Origin of the sequence: Colwellia psychrerythraea (assembly GCF_000764225.1) — a bacterium.
Classification (GTDB): Bacteria; Pseudomonadota; Gammaproteobacteria; order Enterobacterales; family Alteromonadaceae; genus Colwellia; species Colwellia psychrerythraea_D.
On sequence record NZ_JQED01000056.1, the window covers coordinates 73237 to 98151 of the forward strand.

The window sequence follows — 24915 nt, forward strand, 5'->3', positions numbered from 1 at the left end:
TTTATGGCTTTTCTTTGACATTAGTGCACTGTTTTTTTAGTTACTTTCATAATAGCTATAGAGATGAATACCAGCAGCGCACCTAATAAAAAACCAACAAGTAAATCTATTACCAGTGGCGTGATTACAACCATAAACCCAGAAAGAACGGGGAGGGTACTGGCAAAATTTGTCGCTGATTCAATTGTGTGATGAAAAGTAGGAACGCCATGAGTGATAAGTGAGCCGCCGACTAACCACATAGCGACCGTACCGGCAACCGCTAAAAACTTCATTAGTTTGGGCGCAAAAGAAATCATAAAATAACCCAAAGCACGTTTTGTTTTTGCCCAAAAGTTTTTTGATTTATCTTTAATAAGTAACAAACCACCATCATCAATTTTTACAATACCAGCAACCAAGCCATAAACCCCAATAGTCATCAGGATAGCAATAAAAATTAACACTGATATTTGTGTTGTTATCGGCTTATCAGCAACAGTACCAAGTGCAATAATAATAATTTCTGCAGAGAGAATAAAATCAGTTCGAATAGCACCTTTAATTTTTTCTTTTTCATAAAGGGTGATATCAATATTCTCATCTTGCAGTGCGGCTATATGCTTTTGATGTTGTTCTTTGTGCACTTCTTTATGATAAAATTTATGCCATACTTTCTCGAAGCCTTCATAACACAAATAAGCGCCACCAAGCATTAACAAAGGCATTATTACCATTGGAAGAAAGTAACTCAGCAATAAAGCAATAGGCACTAAAATAGCTTTGTTAAGCATAGAGCCTTTAAAAACTGCCCAGACAACAGGCAACTCCCTGTCTGCTTTCAAACCACCTGATAGTTGCTCTGCATTTACAGCCAAATCATCACCTAGTACTCCCGCGGTTTTTTTAGCGGCAACCTTGGATAATACTGCTACATCATCTAGCAACATGGCAATATCATCTAATAAGGTTAGCAAACTTGCACTAGCCATAGAAATCCTTGTAAATTATTTTTCGATTAATTAAACCTGTAACTTAAACACTATATTTACCTTAAGGCTGTTTTTCAATGATAACCTTTAATGGAGCGTGTTGATTCTTAATGTATTAATTATAATGTGGGGGAGTTTATAGCTGGGCGTATACAATATTGAGGGCATAAAAAAACCGATAAAAGCTATTTATCGGTTTTTATTATTTAATTGGCTTTAAGCTGTAGCTTAAACGCGCGCTTCTTTAGCTTCAATTGTACAGGCTTTTTCTTCAATGATTAAACCCGCTTCAACTGCGTCAATTGCGCGTTGGTCATGCTTGTTAGCAGGACAGCCACAAGTGTGATCGCTAACGTTGTGTAAACGAGCTTGTTCTAGGTGCCATTGTGCTACTTTGATATGTTGATCAACATTCATATTATTCTCCAGGACATTTTGATGAGTGAAATTATCACGATTGATAAGATGGCTAGATTGTAATGAAAAAAATAGCAGTGTCTAGAGCTGAAGCACTAAAAATGACAAGAAATTAACAATATGTTTTAATACTAGAATATAAGACGGTAATATGTTGATATTTTGTAGTCTTAATTATTACTTGATAAAGACTTATATATTGTGGCAAATCAAAGCATAACATGATGGAGATAATCTGTGACCAATCCAATTAGTGAAGGTATCAAAAGATTGCGTGCTCAGCATAAGTTAACACAAACTAAGCTAGCGGATATGGCTGACATTCCAAGGGCAACTTTGGCTAACATGGAAAGTGAACAATCCAACCCAAGCATAACGCTAGTTGTCAAAGTGGCGCAGGCATTGGGCGTTTCAGTCGATGATTTAATTAGTAGGCAGTCTGCCCATGTCACCGAAGTTTCGCGTAAAGATATGCCGGTTACTCAATTAGATAATGGCAGATTTTCAAGCACACGAACGAGCCCTATTAGTACTCAGAAATTACAAATCAATGATATTAAAATGAAACCTAATTGTTATAGCAAAGGCGTACCACATCCAGAAGGGAGTCATGAGTTATTTTTATGCCTAGAAGGGAGTGCCTGTGTAGAAGTACAAGGAGAGGAATATGTTGTAGAAGCGGGTAACCTAATTTATTTCCATGGCCATCTTCCACACTGTTATGGCAATAAAAGCACGAAACAGGTCAATGCGGTTGCGGTAGTCTTTATGGCATAGTTAATTACAGTAACTACCTTGGATTTTATACGAAAAGAGATATGTAGATTGGTTGCGGGAGCCAGATTTGAAATAGCCAATGACGACTTTCGGCCATTTATAAGTAATAGCCCGACGAGTATAATGATTTGTTGTGAGTTTTGTTTAATTTGATATGAAAATTGGTTGCGAGAGCCAGATTTGAATTAAACAATGACGACTTTCGGCCAATTATAAGTAATAGCCCGACGAGTATAATGATTTGTTGTGAGTTTTGTTTAATTTGATATGAAAATTGGTTGCGGGAGCCAGATTTGAACTGACGACCTTCGGGTTATGAGCCCGACGAGCTACCAGGCTGCTCCATCCCGCGTCCGAATGACCTACATTGAAGTAGGAAAGCCAAGTTGTTTTGATTCAAACTTAAGAATTATTTTTATACTTATCGTTTAAAACGTTAAGTTGGTTGCGGGAGCCAGATTTGAACTGACGACCTTCGGGTTATGAGCCCGACGAGCTACCAGGCTGCTCCATCCCGCGTCCGAATGGTTTAAATATCACTATTGCTAGAAACATTTAAACAAGCCAATAATTGTTTTACTTCTATTATCAGAGAATTGGTTGCGGTAGCCAGATTTGAAAAAAACATGACGACCTTCGGCTATTTATAATGAACAGCCCGACGAGCTTGAACTTTTAGGCTGCTCCATCCCGCGTCCGAATGACCTACAGTAAAGTAGGAAAGCCAAGCTGTTTTAATTCAAACTTAAGAATTAGTTGCGGAAGCCAGATTTGATAACAAACATGACGACCTTCGGCTATTTATACTTTAGCAAAGTTGGTTGCGGGAGCCAGATTTGAACTGACGACCTTCGGGTTATGAGCCCGACGAGCTACCAGGCTGCTCCATCCCGCGTCCGAATGACCTACATTGAAGTAGGAAAGCCAAGTTGTTTTGATTCAAACTTAAGAATTATTTTTATACTTATCGTTTTAAACGTCAAGTTGGTTGCGGGAGCCAGATTTGAACTGACGACCTTCGGGTTATGAGCCCGACGAGCTACCAGGCTGCTCCATCCCGCGTCCGAATGACCTACATTGAAGTAGGAAAGCCAAGTTATTTTAATTCAAACTTAAGAATTGGTTGTTGGAGCCCTTATCTTATGAAAAAGGAACTGACGACCTGCTCTTTATACTTGAGTGAAGTTGGTTGCGGGAGCCAGATTTGAACTGACGACCTTCGGGTTATGAGCCCGACGAGCTACCAGGCTGCTCCATCCCGCGTCCGAATGACCTACATTGAAGTAGGAAAGCCAAGTTGTTTTAATTCAAACTTAAGAATTGGTTGCAGTAGCCAAATTTGATAACAAACATGACGACCTTCGGCTATTTATAATGAACAGCCCGACGAGGTTGAACTTTTAGGCTGCTCCATCCAGCGTCCGAATGGTTTAATTATAACTATTGCTAGTATATATTTAAACAAGCCACAATATTTTACTTCTTATTGTGAGAAGTTTCTTTCAAAAAGGTTACTCCCTGAAAGCGATGCGTATAGTAAGGATAGAGCATCGATAAAGCAAGCGCTTTTATAAAAAAAACACCGTTAGCTCGAATGTTATCCGTTACGGGTGAAATTTAGGCTGTTTTAGTCAGTTAAAGTTAACTTTTGTTTATGTGCTTTGTGTTTATGTATATAATCGCGCCCAAAGTTTACTCTGCTGCTTACTCTGGAAAGTCACCATGAAAGAATCCACACAACAATTTTTAGCCTTAACATCTCCAGGTATTGAAGTTTTACTGTTTGATGAGATAAAAAACTTCGGCGCACTTAATGTAATACAAAAACCTGAAGGTGTATATTTTCAAGCATCTTTGGCGTTGGGATATAAAATATCGCTTTGGACACGTCTTGCTACTCGTATCATGCTTAAATTAGGTGAGGGGGAAGCGAAAGATAAAGATGAACTGTTCAAAGCAGCTAGTAGTGTAAACTGGCCTGAGGTTTTTAACTCAACCACTTCCTTTGCAATCGATTTTGTTGGTTACAGCGAAGAAATTCGTAATAGTCAGTTTGGAGGCTTAACGATAAAGGATGCAATCGTTGATCAATTTAGAGATCAAGGCTTTGAGCGTCCAGATGTTGATAAAAAATCACCACAAATTAGTTTTCAAGCACGTTTATTAAGAGATCATGTAACCATTTTTCTTGATTTTTCAGGCCGTGGATTATTCCAGCGGGGATATCGTGAACATAGTGGGGCAGCACCGTTAAAAGAAAACTTAGCCGCAGCATTGATAATACGCTCTGGATGGTTGAATGATACCAGTAAGCCTTTAGTGGATCCTATGTGTGGTTCGGGTACCATTTTGATCGAAGCTGTGTCTATGGCAGCTAAACAAGCACCTGCAATTGACAGAACGTCATGGGGCTTTGAGTCATGGTTATTACATGATGATGATTTATGGCAAGAGCAATTGTCACAAGCTGTAGCAGCGTCAGCCGAAAGTTTAGATAAACTAAAGATAAAAGTATTTGGTATTGACATTGACAGTCGTGTTTTAAAAACGGCACAACAAAATGCTCGTAATGCACATTTACAGCAATACATTGAATTTTCATGTAAAAACACTAATGACATGAATAATACTTTTGGGGGCCCTGGTACCGTTTTATTTAACCCTCCTTATGGTGAACGTATAGGTGAATTACCTGAATTAGTTGAAAATTTCGTGTTGTTTGGCCAAAAACTTAAAGCACAATTTATAGATTGGCGTGTCGCAATATTGACGGCAAATATTGACCTACTTGCTATGTTGAAACTGTCTAGTTTCAAACGGTACAAATTTAAAAACGGCCCATTGGATTGTCAACTGGCTTTATACAATGTTGATGACAAACAAAGGGCAAAAGATGCCGTAAATCCGCAATCTGAGTTTGCTGAGCAAGATAGTGCTTTTGCAAACCGACTTAAGAAAAACCGTAAGAACTTGAAGGGCTGGTTAAAATCAAATGACATTGAAGCCTACCGTTTATATGATGGAGACATCCCTGAATATAATGTAGCTATTGATATTTATGGTGAGTACTTGGTGATACAAGAGTATTCAGCACCTAAAACGATTGAAGAAGACAAAGCGAAAAAACGTCTGCAAGAAGTTATCTATTGGGCTCCAAAAGTATTAGCTATACCCACAGATAAAGTTGTGTTGAAAACGCGAGCCAAGCAAAAGGGTAGTAATCAATATCAACGTTTAGACAAATCTAAACAATCTCTTACTATTAATGAGCATGGCGCTAAGTTTAAAATTAACTTATGGGATTACCTTGATACGGGCTTGTTTTTAGACCATAGAAAAACCCGTCAAATAGTGGCAAAGAAATCGCAAGGTAAATCCTTACTTAATTTATTTGCTTATACGGGCTCGGTATCAGTACAAGCGGCAGTTCAAGGCGCTTCATCAATTACAACGGTTGATATGTCTAATACTTATTTAAACTGGGCAGAAGATAACTTTGCCCTAAATAAGTTGAACGGTCATAAATATCAGTTTATTCAGGCAGACTGCTTGGATTGGTTAAAAAAGAATGTGAATAAGTTTGATATTATCTTTATCGATCCACCAACATTTTCGAATTCAAAGCGTATGGAAGATAGCTTTGATGTACAACGTGATCATGTTGCGTTGCTCACTGATGCATTAAAATCGTTAAACAGAGGTGGAGAAATATTTTTCACTAATAACAAACGTAACTTTAAAATAGATTTTGAAGCGCTAGCTGAACTGGGCTTAACGGCGCAAGCGATGTCCGATGTCACTCGTGATAAAGATTTTGCTCGTAATAAGCACATTCATAATAGTTGGTCTATTAGGCGCACAGCGACATAAATGGGGCATTTATGAACAAGTATAATTTATATGGTAGTGAAGGCTGCCATTTATGTGAACAAGCATTAGCGCTTTGCTTGAATGTTTTACCAAGTGAGCAGTTAACGCAAATTGATATTGTTGAACAAGAGCGTGTTGATCATGAAGAGAAAACGCTGGTCGAGTTATATGGAGTACACATTCCCGTACTCGAAAAACTAGAGCAAAATAGCAGTAAAAATACTAAATTATTTTGGCCTTTTACCCAAGCACAAGTTGAACAATTAAGCCTGTAGCAATTACAAGAATTATGGAATTATGGAATTATTAAGAATAGCCAATGGTGAGCTTGCTTTTGGCGAAGATAAAATTTTAGACAAAGCAGAATTAAGTGTTCAAACCGGCGAACGTATCTGTCTCGTAGGACGTAATGGCGCGGGTAAATCTACCTTAATGAAAATACTGATGGGCTTGCAAGGTTTAGACGACGGTCAAATTTTAAAGTCTAGTACTATGCAAATGGCGATGTTAGAGCAAGATCCGCCTGAGTCATCTGATACCAGTGTATTTGATTATGTTGCTGAAGGGGTAAAAGAAAATGCCGAACTTATTCGTCGTTATCATGCCTTAATTCACTTGATTAGCGAAGACCCAAGTGAAAAGAACCTAAACAAGTTATCCAGAGTTCAAGACGATCTTGAACAAGCAAATGCTTGGCAAGATGAACAACGTATTGAACTAGCGATGAGTACCTTATCATTAGATCCAGATGCTCAAATTTGTGATTTATCTGGTGGTTGGTTACGTAAAGTTGCGTTAGCTAAAGCTCTTGTAACCAGTCCTGATATCTTATTACTCGATGAGCCAACCAACCATTTAGATATTGAGAGTGTGTTGTGGTTAGAGCAGTTTTTAAAAGACTTTGCCGGTACGATTATTTTTATCAGTCATGATAGGGCATTTATTCGTGGGTTATCAACGCGTATTTTAGATTTAGATCGTGGTAAATTAAAAAGCTACCCAGGTGATTATGATTTATATATCGAACAGAAACAGCATGACTTGCAAGTAGAAGAACAACAAAATGCACTCTTTGATAAAAAGTTAGCAGAAGAAGAAGTTTGGATACGTCAGGGAGTTAAAGCGCGTAGAACTCGTAATGAAGGTCGCGTTCGTTCACTGGAGAAGCTTCGTCTTGAGCGTAAAGCTCGTCGCGATGTGAGAAATCAAAGTACAATGAATATTACTCAAGGTGATCGCTCAGGCAAGCTCGTTTACGAAGCTGAAAATGTTAGCGTTGCTTTTGGCGATAAAGTAGTAATTGAAAACCTAAACCTACTTATTTCGCGCAATGATCGGTTAGCGCTAATTGGTGCAAATGGTACCGGTAAATCAACCTTAATTAAACTTATCATGGAAAAACAAGCAGCATCGAGTGGCAAAATGCGCTCAGGTGTTAATTTAGAAATTGCTTATTTTGATCAGCATAGGGAAGCACTTGATTTAAACCAAACGGTGCAAGAAATTGTTGGTGAAGGTAAACAAGAGGTCATGGTAAATGGTCGTTCTCGCCATGTATTAGGTTACTTGCAAGATTTCTTATTTAGCCCTAAAAGAGCGCGTACTCCTGTTAGAGCTCTTTCAGGTGGAGAAAAGAATAGGCTATTACTTGCCCGACTATTTTTACGTCCAAGTAACCTGCTTATCCTCGATGAGCCGACCAATGATCTTGATATCGAAACCTTAGAACTGCTTGAAGAAGTGGTTGCAAATTATGCTGGAACCGTTATTTTAGTGAGCCATGATCGCGATTTTGTTAATAACTGTGTGAGTACCTGTTTGTATTTTGATGGCACTGGACAGATAAACCAGATTGTTGGCGGATATGATGACGTAGATGATTACCTAGCATTAAAAACGGCTCAACGTCAAAGTATGGCTGATGGGGCGCAACAAAAAGCCAGTCAAGAAAAGCAGATTAAAAACAATATCAGCTCTGATAAAAAGAAAGTCTCTGCTGAGCCTGTTGCGAAAAAAAATAAATTGTCTTTTAAAGAGGCGCGTGAACTTGAAGCGCTTCCTGAAAAAATTGATGAATTAGAAAATTTGATTGATTCACTCCAGGCACAAGTAAACGACGCAAACTTTTTTAGTCAAGATGAAAAAATAACGAAAAAAGTTTTGAACCAGCTGGCTGAAAGTGAGTCAAACCTTGAAATCGTATATGCCAGATGGCAAGAGTTAGACGAACAGTAGTCGTTAAAGGTGTTCCTAAATTAACGCCTTTAACTGGTTTAAAATAATCGACTTAAGCAGATAACCTTAAAGAGTAAGCAAGTAGAATGAAGCAATTTGCAAAGAATATATTGGCAATAGGAATTACTAGTGCTTTAAGCCTTAGTTTCCTTAATTTTAGCCACGCCGCTACTTATGAAGTAGTCGACAAAGGTAATGCAGAAAACCTTGAGTATACTTATGGTAAAAAACAGAATAACCAAGGCGTTATGGCTGTTACTGGCACTAATATTTATAATTTTCCTGTGCAATTTGAATACTTAAGTGAAAATGATTTTAATAATATAAGAAATTATGCTTTGCAACGTCATGACTATGAATTTGGCTTGGAAGAAATTGAAGATTTTGAGGCACTGAAAGCTGGCAATCCAACAGCTAATGACTTGGCTTGGGCTAAGTTATACCTTCAGTCGATAAATACATCCTCTCAAAATCCGAATTTTGAATACCAAATTGTTGCTGATACGGCTGCTATGACTAACCTTGGCGATGGTAGTAAAAGTAGTGAAATTCGTATTTTTGATACTGATTTTGATGGGAATTATACCACAGGAGGTGTGGTTACTCGCTCCACTGTTGATGTTATTGAGGGGGTTACCGATAGTAATATAGCTTTTGGTACGGCTTCTGCTCCTTATCTACCAATGCCAGAGTTCACAGACAGTTCTGGTAACCTCCATACCCACTGGGTAAGAGAACATGGACAGCGAGGATTCTTTTCTCCAGACAATGGTGCGACAATTTACCCTGTATTGCCCATTGAAACACGATATGGCGGTGGTATTTCAGCTGTTTTTGATATGAATGAAAATGGTAGTGCTGTAGGTTATAGTAGTTATAAGCTAAGTAAACTTAGAGAAGAATACATACTTGATGAATCTGGCGGATGTGCGGACCCTAATATTGTCGATGATATTCCTTTTGAAATTTGTGTGCAAAAAGTTCAAAATGGTATGTACTACATTCAGGCGTTTAAAGCGACACTGTCGGCTGATAATGTGGTAGAAACAGAACAATTAGGCTTGTTAGTTACCCCTCATGTTGATGATGATAGAGCTTTTACCAGTCAAGCACTTGCTGTTAATAATCATGGTGTTGCTGTTGGTTATGCTCATGGTTGGGATAATACTGATGTGACTACTCCAGCAGTAAATGAGCGAATGACTGGCTCTTATGCGGTGATATTCAAAGAGGATGAGCAAGGTAACAAAGTTGTTTTAGATTTTAATCAGTTACATTATCGATTTAATACTAGTTCAGTTTTTGCCTTTTCTAGAGCGAATGATATTAATGACAATGGTATGGCTGTTGGTTTCACCCATAATCCCGATAATTTTGTTAAAAAGTTCTTTTATGTAGATACAAATGTCGCTGACAGTGAAATGGAATTAATCATTCCAAAAGGCTTCTTTACCACGTCAAAAAGTACTGCTTTTGCCATCAATTCAGCGGGCATGATTGTTGGAGAGGCGGAAATAGAAACTCATAATGATAGTGCAAATAATCCTCGTCGTACGGCGGGTTTTATGTTTGATACTTCAAGCGACTCTCCTGTTATGACTGATATTAATACTCTTTTGACCTGTAATTCTGACTTCAACATAATCAAAGCAAATGATATTAACGATGAAGGGTTAATATCTGCTACTGCCGTTGTTAAGTCAGATAGTTATGACGCTAAAGGTGAGTTAAGGCTTGATGAAAGCGGTAATGCTATTAGAGTTGATGTAGTAAGGGCTGTATTGCTTAAACCTATAGCTGACGGTGTGATTGAGGATTGTGAGTCAGTGGAAGAAAAAGTTGAAAGACAAGGGGCAAGCATTAGTAGTATTACTGTATTAGCCTTATTTAGTTTATTGGGTCTTCGCCGTAAAATATTTACTAAGTAACTTTGGTGTAAGCAGATTTAATATAATCGATTAACTATTGATTATTAAGCATAAAAAAAGCACTGTTTAGTGCTTTTTTTATGGCTAGAATTTACCGATTTTCTTCATTGCATTTTAACTTTCTTAGGCTATTCTTATTGACGTTGCCATTTGATATTAAGCATAACTAAGCAGCGTGTATTTATGATGAAGCGGCAAAAACGCGATCGCCAAAATAGGGCACATACAAGAGGTTACCAAGCAGGTATATCTGGTCGTTCCAAGGAACATTGCCCTTACCAAATTGATGCAATAAAGTCACAGTGGTTAGGTGGCTGGCGAGAAGCCATAGAGGCCAAACAACAGGGGCTTTTTCAATAAACAATTGTTTGTTATATCAAGGATAGCTCAATAGTAGATGAACCAGTTTTATATATTAAAAAGCCCAGTGAATAACTAGGCTGGTAGGAAACTGAGGGATTAATAGTCTCTCAGTTTTTTTATATGTTACTGTTTTATATTGAAAATGATTTGAAAGAAAAGAGATAAAGCAATAAGTATGCAACAATAAAACTTGATTAATCAATGCTTTGCGTAGTCTTTATTGAATTCAAGCCTTGTAAGGCATATCATACGGTAGCAAAAAAACTCCCACACTGAATTAGATGAGATTATCCGTATCTGACTTAGTTATATTATTATATAATCCCACCAAATAAAACTTTTTTCAATCCCTAAATCGAGCTTCCCTAAAAACTAGGAGCCTTGTGGATTGGAGGTATGCAGAACATTAATTCTTTACTTGAAGTAAAATATGACCATTGAAAAACAAGTTTCAACCTACCAAAAATCTGATATTATTGAGCCACTTATGCTTCACGGTGATTCATTGCACATGTTACAAATGCTTCCCGATAAGTGCATAGATATGTGTATCACCAGTCCACCATATTGGGGGCAGCGAGAATATGCTGGTGGTGGAATTGGTCTCGAAAAAAAACCTGAAGAGTTTATTGATAATTTGTGTCAAATTTTTAATGAACTACATCGAGTGCTGAAGGATGAAGGTTCTTTTTGGTTAAATATTGGTGATTCTTATAAAGCTAAAGCACTTCTAGGTATACCGTGGCGTGTAGCTTTGAAACTTTGTGATGAGCAAGGGTGGATACTTAGAAACAGTGTTATCTGGAACAAGTTAAAAGGATCACCTTGTAACTCTAAAGATAAGTTGAGAAATATACACGAAAATGTATTTCACTTTGTAAAAAAATCAAAAGGATATTATTACAATGTAGATGCTATTCGTAAAAAGCCAAGAGATTCAAAAATTGTAAATGGAGCTGTAGTATCTGGAACAGGGGTCTCTGGTGTGAGATACAGAAGACATATTGAGCTTTCTACGGAATTAAGTGACCAAGAAAAAATAAATGCCACGAAAGCGTTAGATGAAATATTAGAGTTAATTTCAGAAGGGAAATTATCAGATTTTAGAATGGTAATTCGTGGGAATCAGAGAGGAACGCATTCTGATTCAGAGAAAGTTTCAGGTCGAGCAAAAGAATTAAGAGATAAAGGTTATTATTTCCTTAAATATAACCCGAAGGGCAGTAAACCTTCAGATGTTTGGGATATAGTACCTGAAGATACTCAAAAGCGTAAAAAGCATTATGCCCCATTTCCTGAAGATTTATGCAAAATGCCAATACTTTCTACTTGTCCTGAAGATGGCATTGTTTTAGATCCTTTTGCTGGTACTGGTACAGCTTTATACGTTGCGAAAATATTAAACAGAAAATCTATAGGAATTGATATTTCTGATGAGTACATAGAATTAGCCAAGGAAAGATTTGAAAATGTCTAGTAAAAAGAATGTCGCTGAACTTTATGGTAATTCAATTTCGAAAGAAATAGATTGGAGTGAGTTATTCAATTCTCAGCAATGCAGCTACCTTAATCGTAAATGCGTGAAGAACAGAAAAAGTGAGCCTGAAAAAACTATTGGAACGTGTTCAGTTACATATGGAAAAGATAATAATAACGTTATTATATGCCCTCATCGCTTATTAGAGAGAAAACAAATTTTTACAGATTGTATCCACCTTTTGAATCTGCATGAACCTGGTAATGAACTGCATATAGTTCCTGAAGTTGGTATTCCAGGCGGTAATGTTGATTACTTCCTCGTTTCTGTACGACATAATAAAGTAAAAGATTTTGTTGGGATTGAGCTTCAAACACTTGATACAACAGGGACTGTTTGGCCGTTTAGACAAAGGTTTGCAAACTCCAAAGGGATTGAAGCTGATTCATCAGATCTTGAGTCTAAAAAGCCTTTCGGTATGAACTGGAAAATGACAGCAAAAACAATTCTTGTACAAATGCACCATAAATTAGAAACTTTTGAACACCTAAACAAACATTTAGTTCTGGTTGTTCAAAACCATTTGCTTGACTACATGAAAAAAGAATTCTCTTTTAGTCATATTTCAGATACAGCACTTACTGGTGATTCATTGCATTTTCATTCATATATAAATGCTGTTCAAAATGATAATTATCGTCTTGATCTTCATGAAAGAAAAAGTACTGATGTTGAAGGAATCAGTATGTGTCTTGGTTTAGAAAGCGAAGCCAAAGTTGAACTGGAAGAAATAATCTCTAAGCTAGAATCTAAAATTAGTGAATTAACACGATTTACACTTTAATTGTAGAGGCCGTATAGCTAGTCATCTAATACGGTCTATTTTACTAACTTTCATTTGCTAACAACGGCATTGTGTTGAACTGTTCAAGGTAATCAGTAACGACCCTTGCTACACTAAATTCAAGAATATCGTAAATATCAAAAATATTATTTACTAAACCAATCTTTTGCGCTGGTGTTTTAGGTTTATTCGAACATGATTTTTTGTTTCTAAGAGACTTTTCATCTGTTAATACGTAATTATTGTAAACCCGCATAATCTCTATCATCATTGAAATATATTTTGGATTATATGAACCGTAAATATTCCATGTTTCATATTGTGACTCAGATGACAAATCATTTTTAACTTCCTGTTTTTTATTACTATTTACAGCCGCTTTTATTGGTCGCTCTAGCATGTTTAAGCGTCTTCTTAGAATTTGAAAATAATTATCTACACCATTAAGTGAAGCTTGTTCCAAGAAGTCGTCATCAACATCACTTAATAATTTTAGATCGAGATATTTTCCATCAATTTTAGGTGTAATTTGGGGGGTCCATTGAAAAATACTATCAAACTCTGTTTCACCTTCACTTAATTTGCTATTTCTTGTGATACAAGCCTGCAATTTTCCTTCTTTGATGTAATCTTTTAATGTCTTAGTAATGCAAATATCAAATGCATTATCATCATCGGCATATAGATTGATTTTTCCTACACCATCAAAAAATGGTTTTAGCATTTCAAGGTGAGCAAAAATAGAATATGTTTGTTGGACTAATAAATGCTTTGTAGGCGTTTTGATAGTTTGATCTTCAGAAATCCCTTCTTCTGGCAAAATATATTGCTGGTAACGTCTTTTAAAAGGTTCTTTGCTATATTCACCAATACGAATAAACTCTTTTGATAGTGCCTTATAATCAGATGTAAAATCAAAGTTTAGGGTGCTACCAAGAACAAACCTTGAATCATTATCTACCGTAGATGTGTTCACCAATAGCGTTCTTCTTGCGTCTCGTTTTGATGTCCAATTTGAATAAAATGATTGCCTATCCATGCTTAAATTTAATTTTTTATTTTTAAGTTTATAAATATTTTTATTTAAATGATACTGTTCAAATTGTATGCACTGATTGTAGAAGAACTCTATTCTTGAATAAATTAAATCATGATTAATTCTTAACTTTTCAGCAATACGATTAATAATTCCCTTGTTAACTAATTCAGAAAAGAGTTGGTAATTAATTTGTTGATTAGTTTGACCTTTTTGAGGATTTAATGGTGCTGAAAATTTTGTTTTACATTCTTTACACTTAAAGGTTTGCGACACCAGTTCATTGATACCATGATATTTACCTGAACTATCAGGATGTATAATCTTTGGTAGCCCTTTAGAGTTTTTAGCTCTCTTTTTATTTTTGCTATCAAGCCAGTAATTATCAGGGTATGCCAATATGTCAAAGTTATGATTAGAACAAGCTGGTTTAAGCTTGGATAGTTCTATTGTTTTATTTCGGACTTTCTTGAGTATCTTTTCATATCTTCGACCATCTGGAATGCCTTTTCGCTTATTTGGCGATAAGGCTGTATTAGGACAACTTGGTATGGATAGTTTATAAATAGACTGTAATCTTTCAACTTCCTGAACAATCCCTTTGTTGCTAAACATTGTGCTGGCTGACTTACATAACTTACAAGTTAAAATCTTTACAGTTGCTTTGCCTTTTCGCTTACTTCTGGTTACTTGTAGCTTATATTCACCAATGTCTTTACTATATTCGCCATTAGCCTTCTTTGTAGGTGCAGATGGAGCTACACCATAATTTTTACAATTTGGGTTTTTACAAAAGTTAATTTGGTAGCCTTTATAGGCTCTTGGAAATGGAAATTTTTCAGGTGGTTCAGCTTTGTTTTTATGAGGAATTTGATTAACTAAAGTGGTTCTAGTATTTAATTCTATAAGGAGTTTAGCAGTAATGATTGTATCAATAAGAGCACCGTGGGCTTCACGGTTAGAGTTATCAATATGGTAGAGCCTACAAGCATCATCTAAACTTAACATTCCACTTTTGCGATTAAGTGCATCTGTTACAGTTTCCATCAAACAGGTAGTATTGTAATTCTCAGTAAAGTTTATATCGCTGTTAGCATACTGAGACTCACTGTTTAAAAACTTCAGATCAAAAACTTTGTTATAAAAAACTAACTCCGCATCTCCAATAAAACTGATAATATCTGACATACAATCAACAAATAATGGCTTATCTAATAAAAATGAATCTTTAATTTTGTGGAGTTCAAAAGCTTTTCGGGTGATTTTCCTACCTTGAGGATTTAAGTAAGATTGATAAGTTCTTCCTGTTAACTTGTTATCAATAACTTCAACTAAAGCTATCTCAATAACTCGATGGCTTCCCCTTGTAGGACTAAGACCTGTAGTTTCAGTATCTATAACGATCTGTCTTTTCATGAGTCAGTCTCCAGTAAGTGGGAAGAATGACTATATTATAGTATAAATATTGATTTAATGCGATATTGCATAACTATATGTATTGGCTGCCTTTATTTAAGTAAACTTATTATTAATTACAAGGTGTCTTTATTTAAGTAACTGTAAATAAGGTCATTAAAATAAAAAAGGGATGAAAATCATCCCTTGATATCCTACCAGCCTAGTGAATAACTGGGCTTTTTCGATCTAATCACATAATCTGTTTTATCAGCAACAAGTTCATATTCACTCATTGCATAGTAAGCAGTATTAGAATTTAGTTGTATCAGTAAATAAACCTACTTTCAGGTCTTTAGCCGTGTAGATCTCGCGACCGTCAACACTGACACTACCATCAGCAAGACCCATGTATAGTTTTCGCTTAATAACGCGTTTAAAGTCTATTTTGAAAGTAACTTTTTTTGCTGTAGGTAGTATTTGACCAGTAAATTTAACTTCACCTACACCCAAAGCTCGACCTCTACCTGGACCACCAGTCCAAGCTAAGAAAAATCCAACTAGTTGCCACATAGCATCTAAGCCTAAACAGCCAGGCATAACCGGGTCACCCTTAAAGTGACAATCAAAAAACCATAGGTCAGGTGTAATATCTAATTCGGCTAATATGTAGCCTTTACCATTTTCACCACCTTCTTCAGTGATGGTAATGATACGATCCATCATCAACATGTTATCAGAGGGAAGCTGTGAGTTACCTTCACCAAATAATTCCCCAGTGCCTGCTTTGACTAGATCTTCTTTACTGTATGAGTTTTGTTGTGGCATTGCCATAATAAGCTGAAATCCGATAATAAATTATAGGGGGCTACTTTAGCGTACACTTGTACACTAAACAACTCTGAACAGTTAATTATTTTAAAAAATCTTCCAGAGCAAATTTATTTCATATCTTGATTATGCTGCCGTTATACGTAATTATAGGTTTATGTAACTAGAAATTAACCATACTGTTATGAAAAACGCCGAACAAACAAATGAGTTACCTAATAAAAAAGTTGCCATGAGTAATGCTGAAAAGCAGAAACGCTATCGAGAACGACAAAAAGATCGCGGTTTGCAGGAAATGCGCGGTTATATGTCTCCGGAAGCAAAAAACTGTTATCAACTTATTAGTGAACAAACGAACTGGTCTGATAGTGTTATATTGAGTAATGCGGTACGGTTAACGTATGCTGCTTACAAAAATGGACAAATAGGTTTGTTAAACAGCTGGTTGAAAAATAATAAGCTCTAATTGTTGTTAATTAAAAGAGTTGACCAGTCTTGTGCTTTCAATATAGCACAAGACTAAAAAATCTTAATAGCATTAGTATTCGATAATATTTAATTGAAAAGTCAGTGGTTTAGCTATACTCTTGCTCTTTTCATATCTAATTAAGGTTGCGTTGCGTGATAAATGTTTTATTGGTTGATGATCACCACCTTGTTCGAGTCGGTATTAATAAAATTTTAACGAGCGTTAAAGGTTTAAAGGTTGTTGGCGAATGTGAAACAGGTGAGGAGGCAATTAAGTTTTGCCGTAATAATGAACCTGATGTCTTACTCATGGACATGGATATGCCTGGCATGGGTGGACTTGAGGCAACAAAGAAAATTTTACGCTTTGCTCCTGATGTTAAAATTATTGTATTAACCGCCCATACCGAAGATCCCTTTCCAAGTAAGGTCATGCAAATGGGAGCCGCAGGATATTTGACCAAAGAAGCTGGGCCAGATGAAATGGTTAATGCTATTCGTGCAGTTCATAGTGGTCAACGTTATTTACCTACTGATATTGCTCAAAAAATGGCATTGAACCAATTTAAATCGGCTGATGACAATCCCTTTAATACGTTATCTGACCGAGAGCTACAGATTATGATTATGATAACGCGCGGTGATAAAGTACCAGCTATTTCAGAGCATCTAAATTTGAGTACCAAAACGATTAATAGTTATCGATATCGAATGTTTGAAAAATTGAATGTTAGCAATAATGTTGAGCTAACACATTTAGCCATTCGTTACGGCATGTTAAAAACAGAAAAACTGTAAACCTCTTTTAAAAGAGTTTTCCCATGTCTTCAAAAAACACTGATCATATAGAAAAAAAACAATCAATGCAGGCCTCAACTTTTGATAGTGAGGCTTTTTTGCGTGTTGTTACAGAGCAAGCTGGCGTCTATCGAATGTATGACAGTAAGCAAGTTGTCATTTATGTAGGTAAAGCTAAACAATTAAAAAAGCGTCTTGCTAGTTATTTTCGAAAAGATGTAGGCTCTGTTAAAACACAAGCATTAGTTAAGCAGATTGCTGCCATTGAAGTTACCGTAACTCACACGGAAGGTGAGGCGTTGATACTTGAGAATAACTACATTAAAAAGTATCAACCCAAGTACAATATTTTATTACGTGATGATAAGTCATATCCTTATTTACTCATTACAGCTCATAAGCACCCCAAATTAGGCTTGCACCGTGGTGGTAAAAAAGTAAAAGGTGAATACTTCGGCCCATTTCCTACGGTAGGTGCTGTTTGGGAAAGTTTGCGCTTGATGCAGAAAATATTTCCTATCCGACAGTGTGAAGACAGTTATTATCGAGCACGTTCAAGACCTTGTTTACAACATCAGTTAGGCCGTTGCTCTGCACCTTGCGTTGATAAAATATCGGTTGATGATTATAAAGAACAAGTCAATTTAGCCAAGTTGTTTTTGCAAGGCAAAAGCTCAGTCGTTATTGAGCAGTTAGTAGCAAAAATGGAGTTAGCAAGTCAAGAACTGCATTTTGAACTTGCGGCAAAATTTCGTGATCAAATAGTGACGTTACGTAAAGTTCAACAACAGCAACATGTCAGTGGTCATGTAGCCGAGCTTGATGTTGTCGGTTTGTATCGAGATAAAACGCAGGTATGTATTCATTTACTCTTTATCAGACAGCATAAAATCTTAGGAAGTAAGAGCTATTTCCCTACTGTACCTAGTGAAAGTAGTGATAGTGAAATATTACAAGCTTTTATTGCACAACATTATTTAAACAATGATGCGTTAATGCATGGAAAAATACAAAGTAGTATTCCAAAAGAGATTGTTATTAAAGAGGCTATTGAGCAGGTTTCAGAATTAGCAGCATTATTGAGTGAACAAGCCGAATACGATGTAAAGATATCTGCCAATACACGCAGTGAAAGAGCGCAATATTTAAAGCTGGCTGGTACAAACGCCCAGACTGCACTCGTTACTCGAAATAGCCACAAAGAGTCAATGCAAGCTCGCTTTGTGGCGTTAAATGAAGTGTTTGAGCTAGAAAATGGTATTCAACGTATCGAATGTTTTGATATAAGCCATACCATGGGGCAACAAACGATAGCCTCTAATGTTGTTTTTAACCAGGAAGGGCCACTTAAAACAGATTACCGCCGTTATAATGTCTTTGGTATCACTCCTGGGGATGATTATGCTGCGATGGCATTTGCATTAAATAAACGTTATGGAAAATTAAAAGCTAATCCAACTAAACCTGAAGAGTACAATGCATTAGAAAAATTACCTGATATTGTTTTTATCGATGGTGGTAAAGGGCAGCTTGCTAAAGCTGAAGATTTTTTTAATGAACTCGCTTTAACAAAAACGCCTTTGTTAGTCGGCGTTGCTAAAGGGGAATCTCGTAAACCCGGTTTAGAAACATTAATTTTAGCGGGGAGTCATCAATTGATCTCATTACCTGCAACATCACCGGCTTTGCACTTAGTACAGCATATTCGTGATGAGTCGCACCGTTTTGCTATCACAGGACATAGAGCGAAAAGGCAAAAGGTGAGTAAAAAGTCACGCTTAGAGTCTATTGAAGGAATTGGAGCAAAAAAACGTCAAAGCTTATTAAAGTTTTTGGGGGGCTTACAAGAAGTCATGCAAGCTGATATAACCACCTTAGCCAAAGTACCTGGCATAAGCCATGTACTAGCGGAAAAAATTCATAATGAACTGCACGATAAATAACTGATCAACGTTGAGAATTTTACCTGCTATCAAAAATTGAATAAGGTTTTCTTTACAAGGCTTTATTCAAAACTTTTACCTCAACTTGTCTTATTCTGCCGTAGCACTGCTATAACAACTTGTGTAAACTAAAGAAAAAAATACTTGTAGTGAAAAGTGAATGTGGACAATACCTAATCAAATAACCTTATTTCGGATCATCTTGATCCCTATTTTCTTGATAATTTTCTATTTACCCCTTTCGTGGAGTAATTTTGGTGCATTTGCTGTTTTCTGGTTGGCGGCAATTAGCGACATATTAGATGGTTACCTTGCTAGAAAACTTAATCAATCATCCGCTTTTGGCGCGTTTATAGATCCTGTAGCCGATAAACTCATGGTGGTTGTTGCTTTAGTCATGATTGCGCAGGACTATAGTTCATGGTTAGTTTCTATCGCCGCTATCATCATGATAGCGCGAGAAGTGTTTATCAGTGCGTTACGCGAATTTATGTCTTCTATAGGGAAACGCGACATTATTGCGGTTTCAAATATGGGGAAATATAAAACGGCTGCGCAAATGCTCGGTATTATGGGACTCATTTGGCAACCGAGTTATGATATTCCATTAATTTGGTTTTATTTGCCACATGAAGTGATTAATTACCTTTCTTACGCTTTTTATTCAATTGCGACGGTATTAACCATTACAACTTGGATTAGTTATTTCAAAGCAGCCTGGCCTGAGTTAAAAGGGCAATAAAAGATTCAAATTACTTTGTTTAATTATAAACGGTCCAATAAATAGACCGTTTAGCTAAAAATAGCGCAAACGACTCGCTTTTTAAGCAGTTAGAATAAAAATTTGATTTAATAGTTGACTGGAAAATATTTAGATGTAGAATGCGTTTTCGTTGACAGGGAGTCAGCAAGTAAAACGAAATGAGCCAAGACAATGTTACATTTTCTAGCTAATCGATTTACTTTAAGTTTGTAGGAGTTAAGTTTAAATTTAGCGGCTGTAGCTCAGCTGGTAGAGCATCACGTTGCCAACGTGAATGTCACGAGTTCGAGTCTCGTTAGCCGCTCCAATTTAAACCTAATAAGAACAAGCTTATGATATTGATATCATTATAACATCGTTACAAAATGGCGGGTTGGCAGAGTGGTTATGCAGCGGATTGCAAATCCGTGTACACCAGTTCGATTCTGGTATCCGCCTCCATTTTGTGCCCGGGTGGTGGAATTGGTAGACACAAGGGATTTAAAATCCCTCGCCGAAAAGCGTGCCGGTTCAAGTCCGGCTCCGGGTACCATTCCTAACGATGATGGGAAGTAAAAATAAAGCTCTCATGAAGCGGCTGTAGCTCAGCTGGTAGAGCATCACGTTGCCAACGTGAATGTCACGAGTTCGAGTCTCGTTAGCCGCTCCAATTTTTAACTGGCAAGTTGAAAGAAGTTTTATCAAGTAAAAGTAGTAAGTGAAGATTAATCTCTACGAAGCGGCTGTAGCTCAGCTGGTAGAGCATCACGTTGCCAACGTGAATGTCACGAGTTCGAGTCTCGTTAGCCGCTCCAAATTTCACTAAAAGAATAAGTAGGTTACCAATACCTACTATAAAAAACTCCCTTTATCTTTTAGATAACTATGCCCGGGTGGTGGAATTGGTAGACACAAGGGATTTAAAATCCCTCGCCGAAAAGCGTGCCGGTTCAAGTCCGGCTCCGGGTACCATTTATTTAAAAGTAAAGTTTGTACAAGTATCATCTCTACGAAGCGGCTGTAGCTCAGCTGGTAGAGCATCACGTTGCCAACGTGAATGTCACGAGTTCGAGTCTCGTTAGCCGCTCCAATTTTGTAAAAAGTTCAACGTAGGTTTCCAATCTCCTACGCTAAAAAAAATACCCTTATCTTTGATTTTTATCATAAGAAAAATGCCCGGGTGGTGGAATTGGTAGACACAAGGGATTTAAAATCCCTCGCCGAAAAGCGTGCCGGTTCAAGTCCGGCTCCGGGTACCATTTATGATAAAACTCCTCAGTTATTCCAAATAAATTTACTTTCTCATCTATTAAGTTAACTGTACCTATGAAAATTATCTTTCATGTTTTTACTCCTTATAGTTTTACCTTAGTTTGATAAACATATTCACTTCACTTTTGGCTTTGCATTGATTTTAAGCTTCCCATAACGATAAGCATCTATCGTTTCATTTTGCACACAACATACTGGATAAAGCGCTCTCTAAGTTGTAATACTATTTTGTTAGTATTACACCAACATTATATTTTATATCTCTCAATAAAAAACAATGAATAAGTTTTATTGATAACCTGCTAAAGTGATAACTTATCTCAATGAATAAGGCAAGTATGTCATTAATTTTTAAAAGGATACGTTATGCATGTGATGAGTCTTTTGTTTCGATATTTACTATTATTCTGTTTTATTTTAATGACATTTTTTTCTGAAAGTGTTCAGGCGAAAAAAAAGTATACTATTTACCTTGATGCGGACTTTAGTGGTGCTAGTGCGTCTAGTTTGGCCATAGAGCAAGGTATTACCACCGCGCTAGCTGAAGTTGGTAACCACATTCAAGGATTCGAATTTGAAATCGCTGTAAAAGACCATAGAGCAAACTCATTACGCAGCCGACGTAATTTGGAAGCCTTTTTAGCCGATGAACAAGCTATAATGGTTTTTTCTGGTCTACATTCGCCTCCTTTGTTAGCCAACAAATCCTTTATTAATGATAATAGTATTTTACTATTAGACCCTTGGGCAGCTGCAGGCCCAATAACTCGAAGCGCTTCAGAGAATAATTGGATATTTCGTTTATCTATTGATGATAGTAATGCAGGAAGATATATAAGTAATAAAGCTATTGAGCAAGGTTTTAGTAAACCCTATTTATTATTAGAGGATACTGGCTGGGGCCGTTCAAATGAAAAGACAATGACTCAAGCCTTAAAGGAATCCTCAATAAAAACTGCTGGTGTATCCTGGTTTAATTGGGGAGTGGGGCAGAATCATGCCAAGGTGTTACTGCGAGATATCAAAGCCAGTGGTGCGGATGTTATCTTTTTTGTTGGTAATTCAGCAGAAGGAGCGACATTTATAAATGCTATGGCGGAATTACCTCAAAGTATTCATTTACCTATTCGTAGTCACTGGGGTATTACGGGGGGAGATTTTACTAATAAAGTTACCGCGAGTCAGCGTAAGAAAATTGACTTACAATTTATCCAAACAAACTTCTCATTCATCAGTGACAACTTATCTGCACTTGCTAAAAGTGTGTTAGCAACGGCAATTAAGTCAAATAGCAATATACAACAGTTAGCAGATATTAAAGCTCAAACTGGTTTTATTCATGCTTATGATCTCACTAAAGTTGTCATTTCGGCTATCAATCAAGTTAAATTAACGGGTAATCGGCAGCAAGATAAGGACTTAGTCCATTACGCATTAGAGCATTTAGAGCAACCAGTTAAAGGGTTGCTAAAAACGTACCATCGCCCCTTTACTCCTTATAGTGAGGCTCAGCTTAATGCTCATGAAGCCTTGACTATGGAAGAGTATGCCATGGGAGAGTATACCTCTGACAATGAGATAAATTTGCTTAACTCATTAGGAAATAATCAGTAAAGTAACATTAACGAAAGTATCGAGTAAAATAAATGATTAAAAGCACAGTCTCTTTTGCTTTAGCAAGGTTTGTTTTTATTAGCTGCGTCAGCTTAGCGGTGATTTTTACCAGTTTAGTGAGTACTCATATTGTTGAACTTATTAATACAGAGTATGAGAAAATTGCCAAAGGAGAGATTAATGCGTTAAATAACAGTTATCGTCTATTTCTTAATCATCATTTAATCTTACTGAAAGAACAATCTCAAGAGTCAATATTTGTACAAGGCATAATGCAGCCGAAAAGAAACATAGGGAAAATAAAAGACTATATGGCAGATCTAACATTATTAGGTCTCAAATATGATGAAACCTTACTTGATTTCGAAGGGACTACATTGCACTCCACCGCAAAAATAAAAACTAATTACAAGGAATTCCCTTGGATTAAAGCGTTACTTAATGAAAAGCAGACGAGCTCTATTCAAGTTTTAGCTATTGAGGGAAAGTACTTTTGGTGTATTGCATTCCCCGTTATTTATAACAAGCGGGTTGAAGGTGTTTTATTAGCCAATATTCCTTTAGCAACAATCCTTGCCGGTCAATTAGATGTCGGAGTTCTTGATGGTTTAATGATCGAAGTTATGAAGGGCAGTCAAAGCATTGCTAAGTTTGGTCAACAGGCCATTGGTAGTAAGCAAACATTACATTGGCAAGATGCTGGAGTTAGCTTTAATTTTACTGTTGATGAAGCGTATAGGAATAAAGCGCTGTCTGACTTAGTTATTCAACTGGGCAGTTACATTATTCTTGCAATAGTTCTAACGACGTTATTGGCCTATTTGTATGGTTATCGTTATTTTGTCAAACCTATTCTTGCCCTTTCCCAGTTAACTTCTAGCCTTGAAAAAGGTCATGAGCCAGATGCTTTACAAGGCGATTTAAGGTTTATGGAATTTGCTAATTTGTTTAGCCAGTTTAACCTCATGAGTGAAAAGGTCGCTCTGCGTGAACGTGCGTTAAAGAAAAGCTATGAAAAGCTGTCTAATATTAATGACGAATTGAAACAAAGTGAATCACAATTGGTTCAATCTGAAAAAATGGCGAGTATTGGTGTGCTGGCTGCGGGCGTTGCACATGAAATAAACAACCCTATTGGATTTATCAGAAGTAATTTAGAAGTACTTGAAGATTACTTTTCTGATATTGAAAAATATTATCATGAATTCAACGACACACTTGCTAGCGAAGAACACAAAGAAAACCATAAGAAATTAGCTAAAAAATATGAGTTAGAGTTCCTGTTTGATGATACACCACCATTAATTAAAAGTAGTATCTCAGGAGTCGATCGAGTTTCGGAGATAGTCAAAAATCTAAAAACATTTGCTCGTATTGACCAAGTAGAAAAAGCACTTACTGATATAAGCGAAGGGCTAAGCGCTACTTTGAACATGGTTCATAACGAACTTAAATACAATTGTAAAGTGCATGTCGATTTACAAACCTTACCACGAGTACATGTATTTCCAGGTAAGTTAAATCAAGTGTTTATGAACTTATTGATCAATGCTGGGCAATCAATAACGGATAAAGGAGATATATTTATTAGGACGTTTGTTGAGGGAAGTAATATAGTTATTGAAATAGAAGACACTGGAAGTGGTATAGATTCTGCGTATATAGGGCAAATATTTACCCCTTTTTATACCAGTAAACCTATTGGGCAAGGCACGGGATTAGGTTTGTCTATCAGCCATCAAATAATTGAACAACATAATGGTAAAATAACGGTGAAATCAGAGCTAGGTAAGGGGAGTTGTTTTTCTGTTTATATTCCAATTAGTTGAGCCAAGGCACTCATTGCCACCTTTATCAGATTTAATGATAAATCTTAACTTAATAATAGTGGCAACGGTAATAGAGTTAACAGCTGAGATTGAGCTGTGATTTCA

At 36.7% G+C, this 24915-nt stretch carries 18 protein-coding genes and 13 tRNA genes; 22 read left to right on the forward strand and 9 right to left on the reverse strand.

The features are described from left to right. Positions 1 to 20: 20 nt before the first annotated feature. Positions 21 to 971, reverse strand: coding sequence for a DUF808 domain-containing protein (locus ND2E_RS01075; RefSeq protein WP_033095863.1), 951 nt, complete (start codon positions 969 to 971; stop codon positions 21 to 23). A gap of 228 nt (positions 972 to 1199) precedes the next feature. Then, positions 1200 to 1388 (reverse strand): hypothetical protein, encoded by a 189-nt coding sequence (locus tag ND2E_RS01070; RefSeq protein ID WP_011044050.1) that lies wholly within the window; start codon positions 1386 to 1388, stop codon positions 1200 to 1202. Positions 1389 to 1625: 237 nt separating this feature from the next. Between ND2E_RS01070 and ND2E_RS01065 the strand changes: the two genes are divergently transcribed. Further along, a complete protein-coding gene (locus tag ND2E_RS01065; protein WP_033095864.1) occupies positions 1626 to 2165 on the forward strand; it encodes an XRE family transcriptional regulator in 540 nt (179 codons plus the stop codon). Between the two features lie 275 nt (positions 2166 to 2440). Here the strand turns inward: ND2E_RS01065 and ND2E_RS01060 are convergent. From ND2E_RS01060 to ND2E_RS01040, 5 genes are all read right to left on the reverse strand, one after another. Next, positions 2441 to 2517: transfer RNA gene (locus ND2E_RS01060), tRNA-Met, on the reverse strand. 90 nt (positions 2518 to 2607) lie between these two features. Further along, positions 2608 to 2684 (reverse strand) — tRNA-Met (locus tag ND2E_RS01055). A gap of 299 nt (positions 2685 to 2983) precedes the next feature. Continuing rightward, positions 2984 to 3060: transfer RNA gene (locus tag ND2E_RS01050), tRNA-Met, on the reverse strand. Between the two features lie 90 nt (positions 3061 to 3150). Then, positions 3151 to 3227 (reverse strand) — tRNA-Met (locus ND2E_RS01045). A 124-nt stretch (positions 3228 to 3351) separates the two neighbouring features. Continuing rightward, a tRNA-Met gene (locus ND2E_RS01040) sits at positions 3352 to 3428 on the reverse strand. Positions 3429 to 3887: 459 nt separating this feature from the next. On the opposite strand from ND2E_RS01040, the gene rlmKL reads away from it, so the two are divergent. The 7 genes from rlmKL to ND2E_RS01005 all read left to right on the forward strand — a co-directional run bounded on the left by rlmKL (position 3888) and on the right by ND2E_RS01005 (position 12882). Beyond that, positions 3888 to 6035: a bifunctional 23S rRNA (guanine(2069)-N(7))-methyltransferase RlmK/23S rRNA (guanine(2445)-N(2))-methyltransferase RlmL gene (rlmKL, locus tag ND2E_RS01035; RefSeq protein ID WP_081962129.1), complete on the forward strand. Its 2148-nt coding sequence runs from the start codon at positions 3888 to 3890 to the stop codon at positions 6033 to 6035. A gap of 11 nt (positions 6036 to 6046) precedes the next feature. Further along, positions 6047 to 6310, forward strand: a complete 264-nt coding sequence (locus ND2E_RS01030; protein ID WP_033095865.1) for a glutaredoxin family protein — start codon at positions 6047 to 6049, stop codon at positions 6308 to 6310. A 22-nt stretch (positions 6311 to 6332) separates the two neighbouring features. Then, a complete protein-coding gene (uup, locus tag ND2E_RS01025; RefSeq protein ID WP_033095866.1) occupies positions 6333 to 8270 on the forward strand; it encodes an ATP-binding cassette ATPase Uup in 1938 nt (645 codons plus the stop codon). An 86-nt stretch (positions 8271 to 8356) separates the two neighbouring features. Further along, a complete protein-coding gene (locus tag ND2E_RS01020) occupies positions 8357 to 10198 on the forward strand; it encodes a DUF3466 family protein (RefSeq protein WP_033095867.1) in 1842 nt (613 codons plus the stop codon). Between the two features lie 186 nt (positions 10199 to 10384). After that, positions 10385 to 10558: a ribosome modulation factor gene (gene rmf / locus ND2E_RS01015; RefSeq protein ID WP_033095990.1), complete on the forward strand. Its 174-nt coding sequence runs from the start codon at positions 10385 to 10387 to the stop codon at positions 10556 to 10558. A gap of 433 nt (positions 10559 to 10991) precedes the next feature. Further along, positions 10992 to 12038 (forward strand): DNA-methyltransferase, encoded by a 1047-nt coding sequence (locus tag ND2E_RS01010; RefSeq protein ID WP_052057065.1) that lies wholly within the window; start codon positions 10992 to 10994, stop codon positions 12036 to 12038. Next, positions 12031 to 12882 (forward strand): NotI family restriction endonuclease, encoded by an 852-nt coding sequence (locus ND2E_RS01005; RefSeq protein ID WP_033095868.1) that lies wholly within the window; start codon positions 12031 to 12033, stop codon positions 12880 to 12882. Before ND2E_RS01010 ends, ND2E_RS01005 begins: the two co-directional genes overlap by 8 nt. Before the next feature lie 43 nt (positions 12883 to 12925). Here ND2E_RS01005 and ND2E_RS22570 read toward each other — a convergent pair whose 3' ends face one another. Both ND2E_RS22570 and fabA read right to left on the reverse strand, forming a co-directional pair. Then, positions 12926 to 15334 (reverse strand): exonuclease domain-containing protein, encoded by a 2409-nt coding sequence (locus ND2E_RS22570; protein ID WP_052057067.1) that lies wholly within the window; start codon positions 15332 to 15334, stop codon positions 12926 to 12928. A gap of 291 nt (positions 15335 to 15625) precedes the next feature. Next, positions 15626 to 16141 carry a bifunctional 3-hydroxydecanoyl-ACP dehydratase/trans-2-decenoyl-ACP isomerase gene (gene fabA / locus ND2E_RS01000; RefSeq protein WP_033095993.1) on the reverse strand — a complete coding sequence of 172 codons (516 nt, stop codon included), beginning with the start codon at positions 16139 to 16141 and terminating at the stop codon, positions 15626 to 15628. A 187-nt stretch (positions 16142 to 16328) separates the two neighbouring features. On the opposite strand from fabA, the gene ND2E_RS00995 reads away from it, so the two are divergent. The 14 genes from ND2E_RS00995 (at position 16329) to ND2E_RS00930 (ending at position 24810) form a co-directional block, all read left to right on the forward strand. After that, positions 16329 to 16610 (forward strand): hypothetical protein, encoded by a 282-nt coding sequence (locus ND2E_RS00995; RefSeq protein ID WP_052057069.1) that lies wholly within the window; start codon positions 16329 to 16331, stop codon positions 16608 to 16610. A 155-nt stretch (positions 16611 to 16765) separates the two neighbouring features. Continuing rightward, positions 16766 to 17410 carry a UvrY/SirA/GacA family response regulator transcription factor gene (gene uvrY, locus ND2E_RS00990; RefSeq protein ID WP_033095869.1) on the forward strand — a complete coding sequence of 215 codons (645 nt, stop codon included), beginning with the start codon at positions 16766 to 16768 and terminating at the stop codon, positions 17408 to 17410. Between the two features lie 65 nt (positions 17411 to 17475). Further along, positions 17476 to 19353 carry an excinuclease ABC subunit UvrC gene (uvrC, locus tag ND2E_RS00985; RefSeq protein ID WP_033095995.1) on the forward strand — a complete coding sequence of 626 codons (1878 nt, stop codon included), beginning with the start codon at positions 17476 to 17478 and terminating at the stop codon, positions 19351 to 19353. 160 nt (positions 19354 to 19513) lie between these two features. After that, positions 19514 to 20095, forward strand: a complete 582-nt coding sequence (gene pgsA / locus ND2E_RS00980; protein ID WP_033095870.1) for a CDP-diacylglycerol--glycerol-3-phosphate 3-phosphatidyltransferase — start codon at positions 19514 to 19516, stop codon at positions 20093 to 20095. Positions 20096 to 20347: 252 nt separating this feature from the next. Continuing rightward, positions 20348 to 20423 (forward strand) — tRNA-Gly (locus ND2E_RS00975). 60 nt (positions 20424 to 20483) lie between these two features. After that, positions 20484 to 20557: transfer RNA gene (locus ND2E_RS00970), tRNA-Cys, on the forward strand. A gap of 6 nt (positions 20558 to 20563) precedes the next feature. Further along, positions 20564 to 20648, forward strand: a tRNA-Leu gene (locus tag ND2E_RS00965). Positions 20649 to 20689: 41 nt separating this feature from the next. After that, positions 20690 to 20765 (forward strand) — tRNA-Gly (locus ND2E_RS00960). Between the two features lie 69 nt (positions 20766 to 20834). Continuing rightward, positions 20835 to 20910, forward strand: a tRNA-Gly gene (locus tag ND2E_RS00955). A gap of 72 nt (positions 20911 to 20982) precedes the next feature. Next, a tRNA-Leu gene (locus ND2E_RS00950) sits at positions 20983 to 21067 on the forward strand. Positions 21068 to 21109: 42 nt separating this feature from the next. Continuing rightward, positions 21110 to 21185 (forward strand) — tRNA-Gly (locus tag ND2E_RS00945). A gap of 84 nt (positions 21186 to 21269) precedes the next feature. Then, a tRNA-Leu gene (locus ND2E_RS00940) sits at positions 21270 to 21354 on the forward strand. 433 nt (positions 21355 to 21787) lie between these two features. Then, positions 21788 to 22981, forward strand: coding sequence for an ABC transporter substrate-binding protein (locus ND2E_RS00935; RefSeq protein ID WP_223303716.1), 1194 nt, complete (start codon positions 21788 to 21790; stop codon positions 22979 to 22981). A 32-nt stretch (positions 22982 to 23013) separates the two neighbouring features. Then, positions 23014 to 24810: a sensor histidine kinase gene (locus ND2E_RS00930; RefSeq protein ID WP_033095871.1), complete on the forward strand. Its 1797-nt coding sequence runs from the start codon at positions 23014 to 23016 to the stop codon at positions 24808 to 24810. Positions 24811 to 24915: the final 105 nt, after the last annotated feature.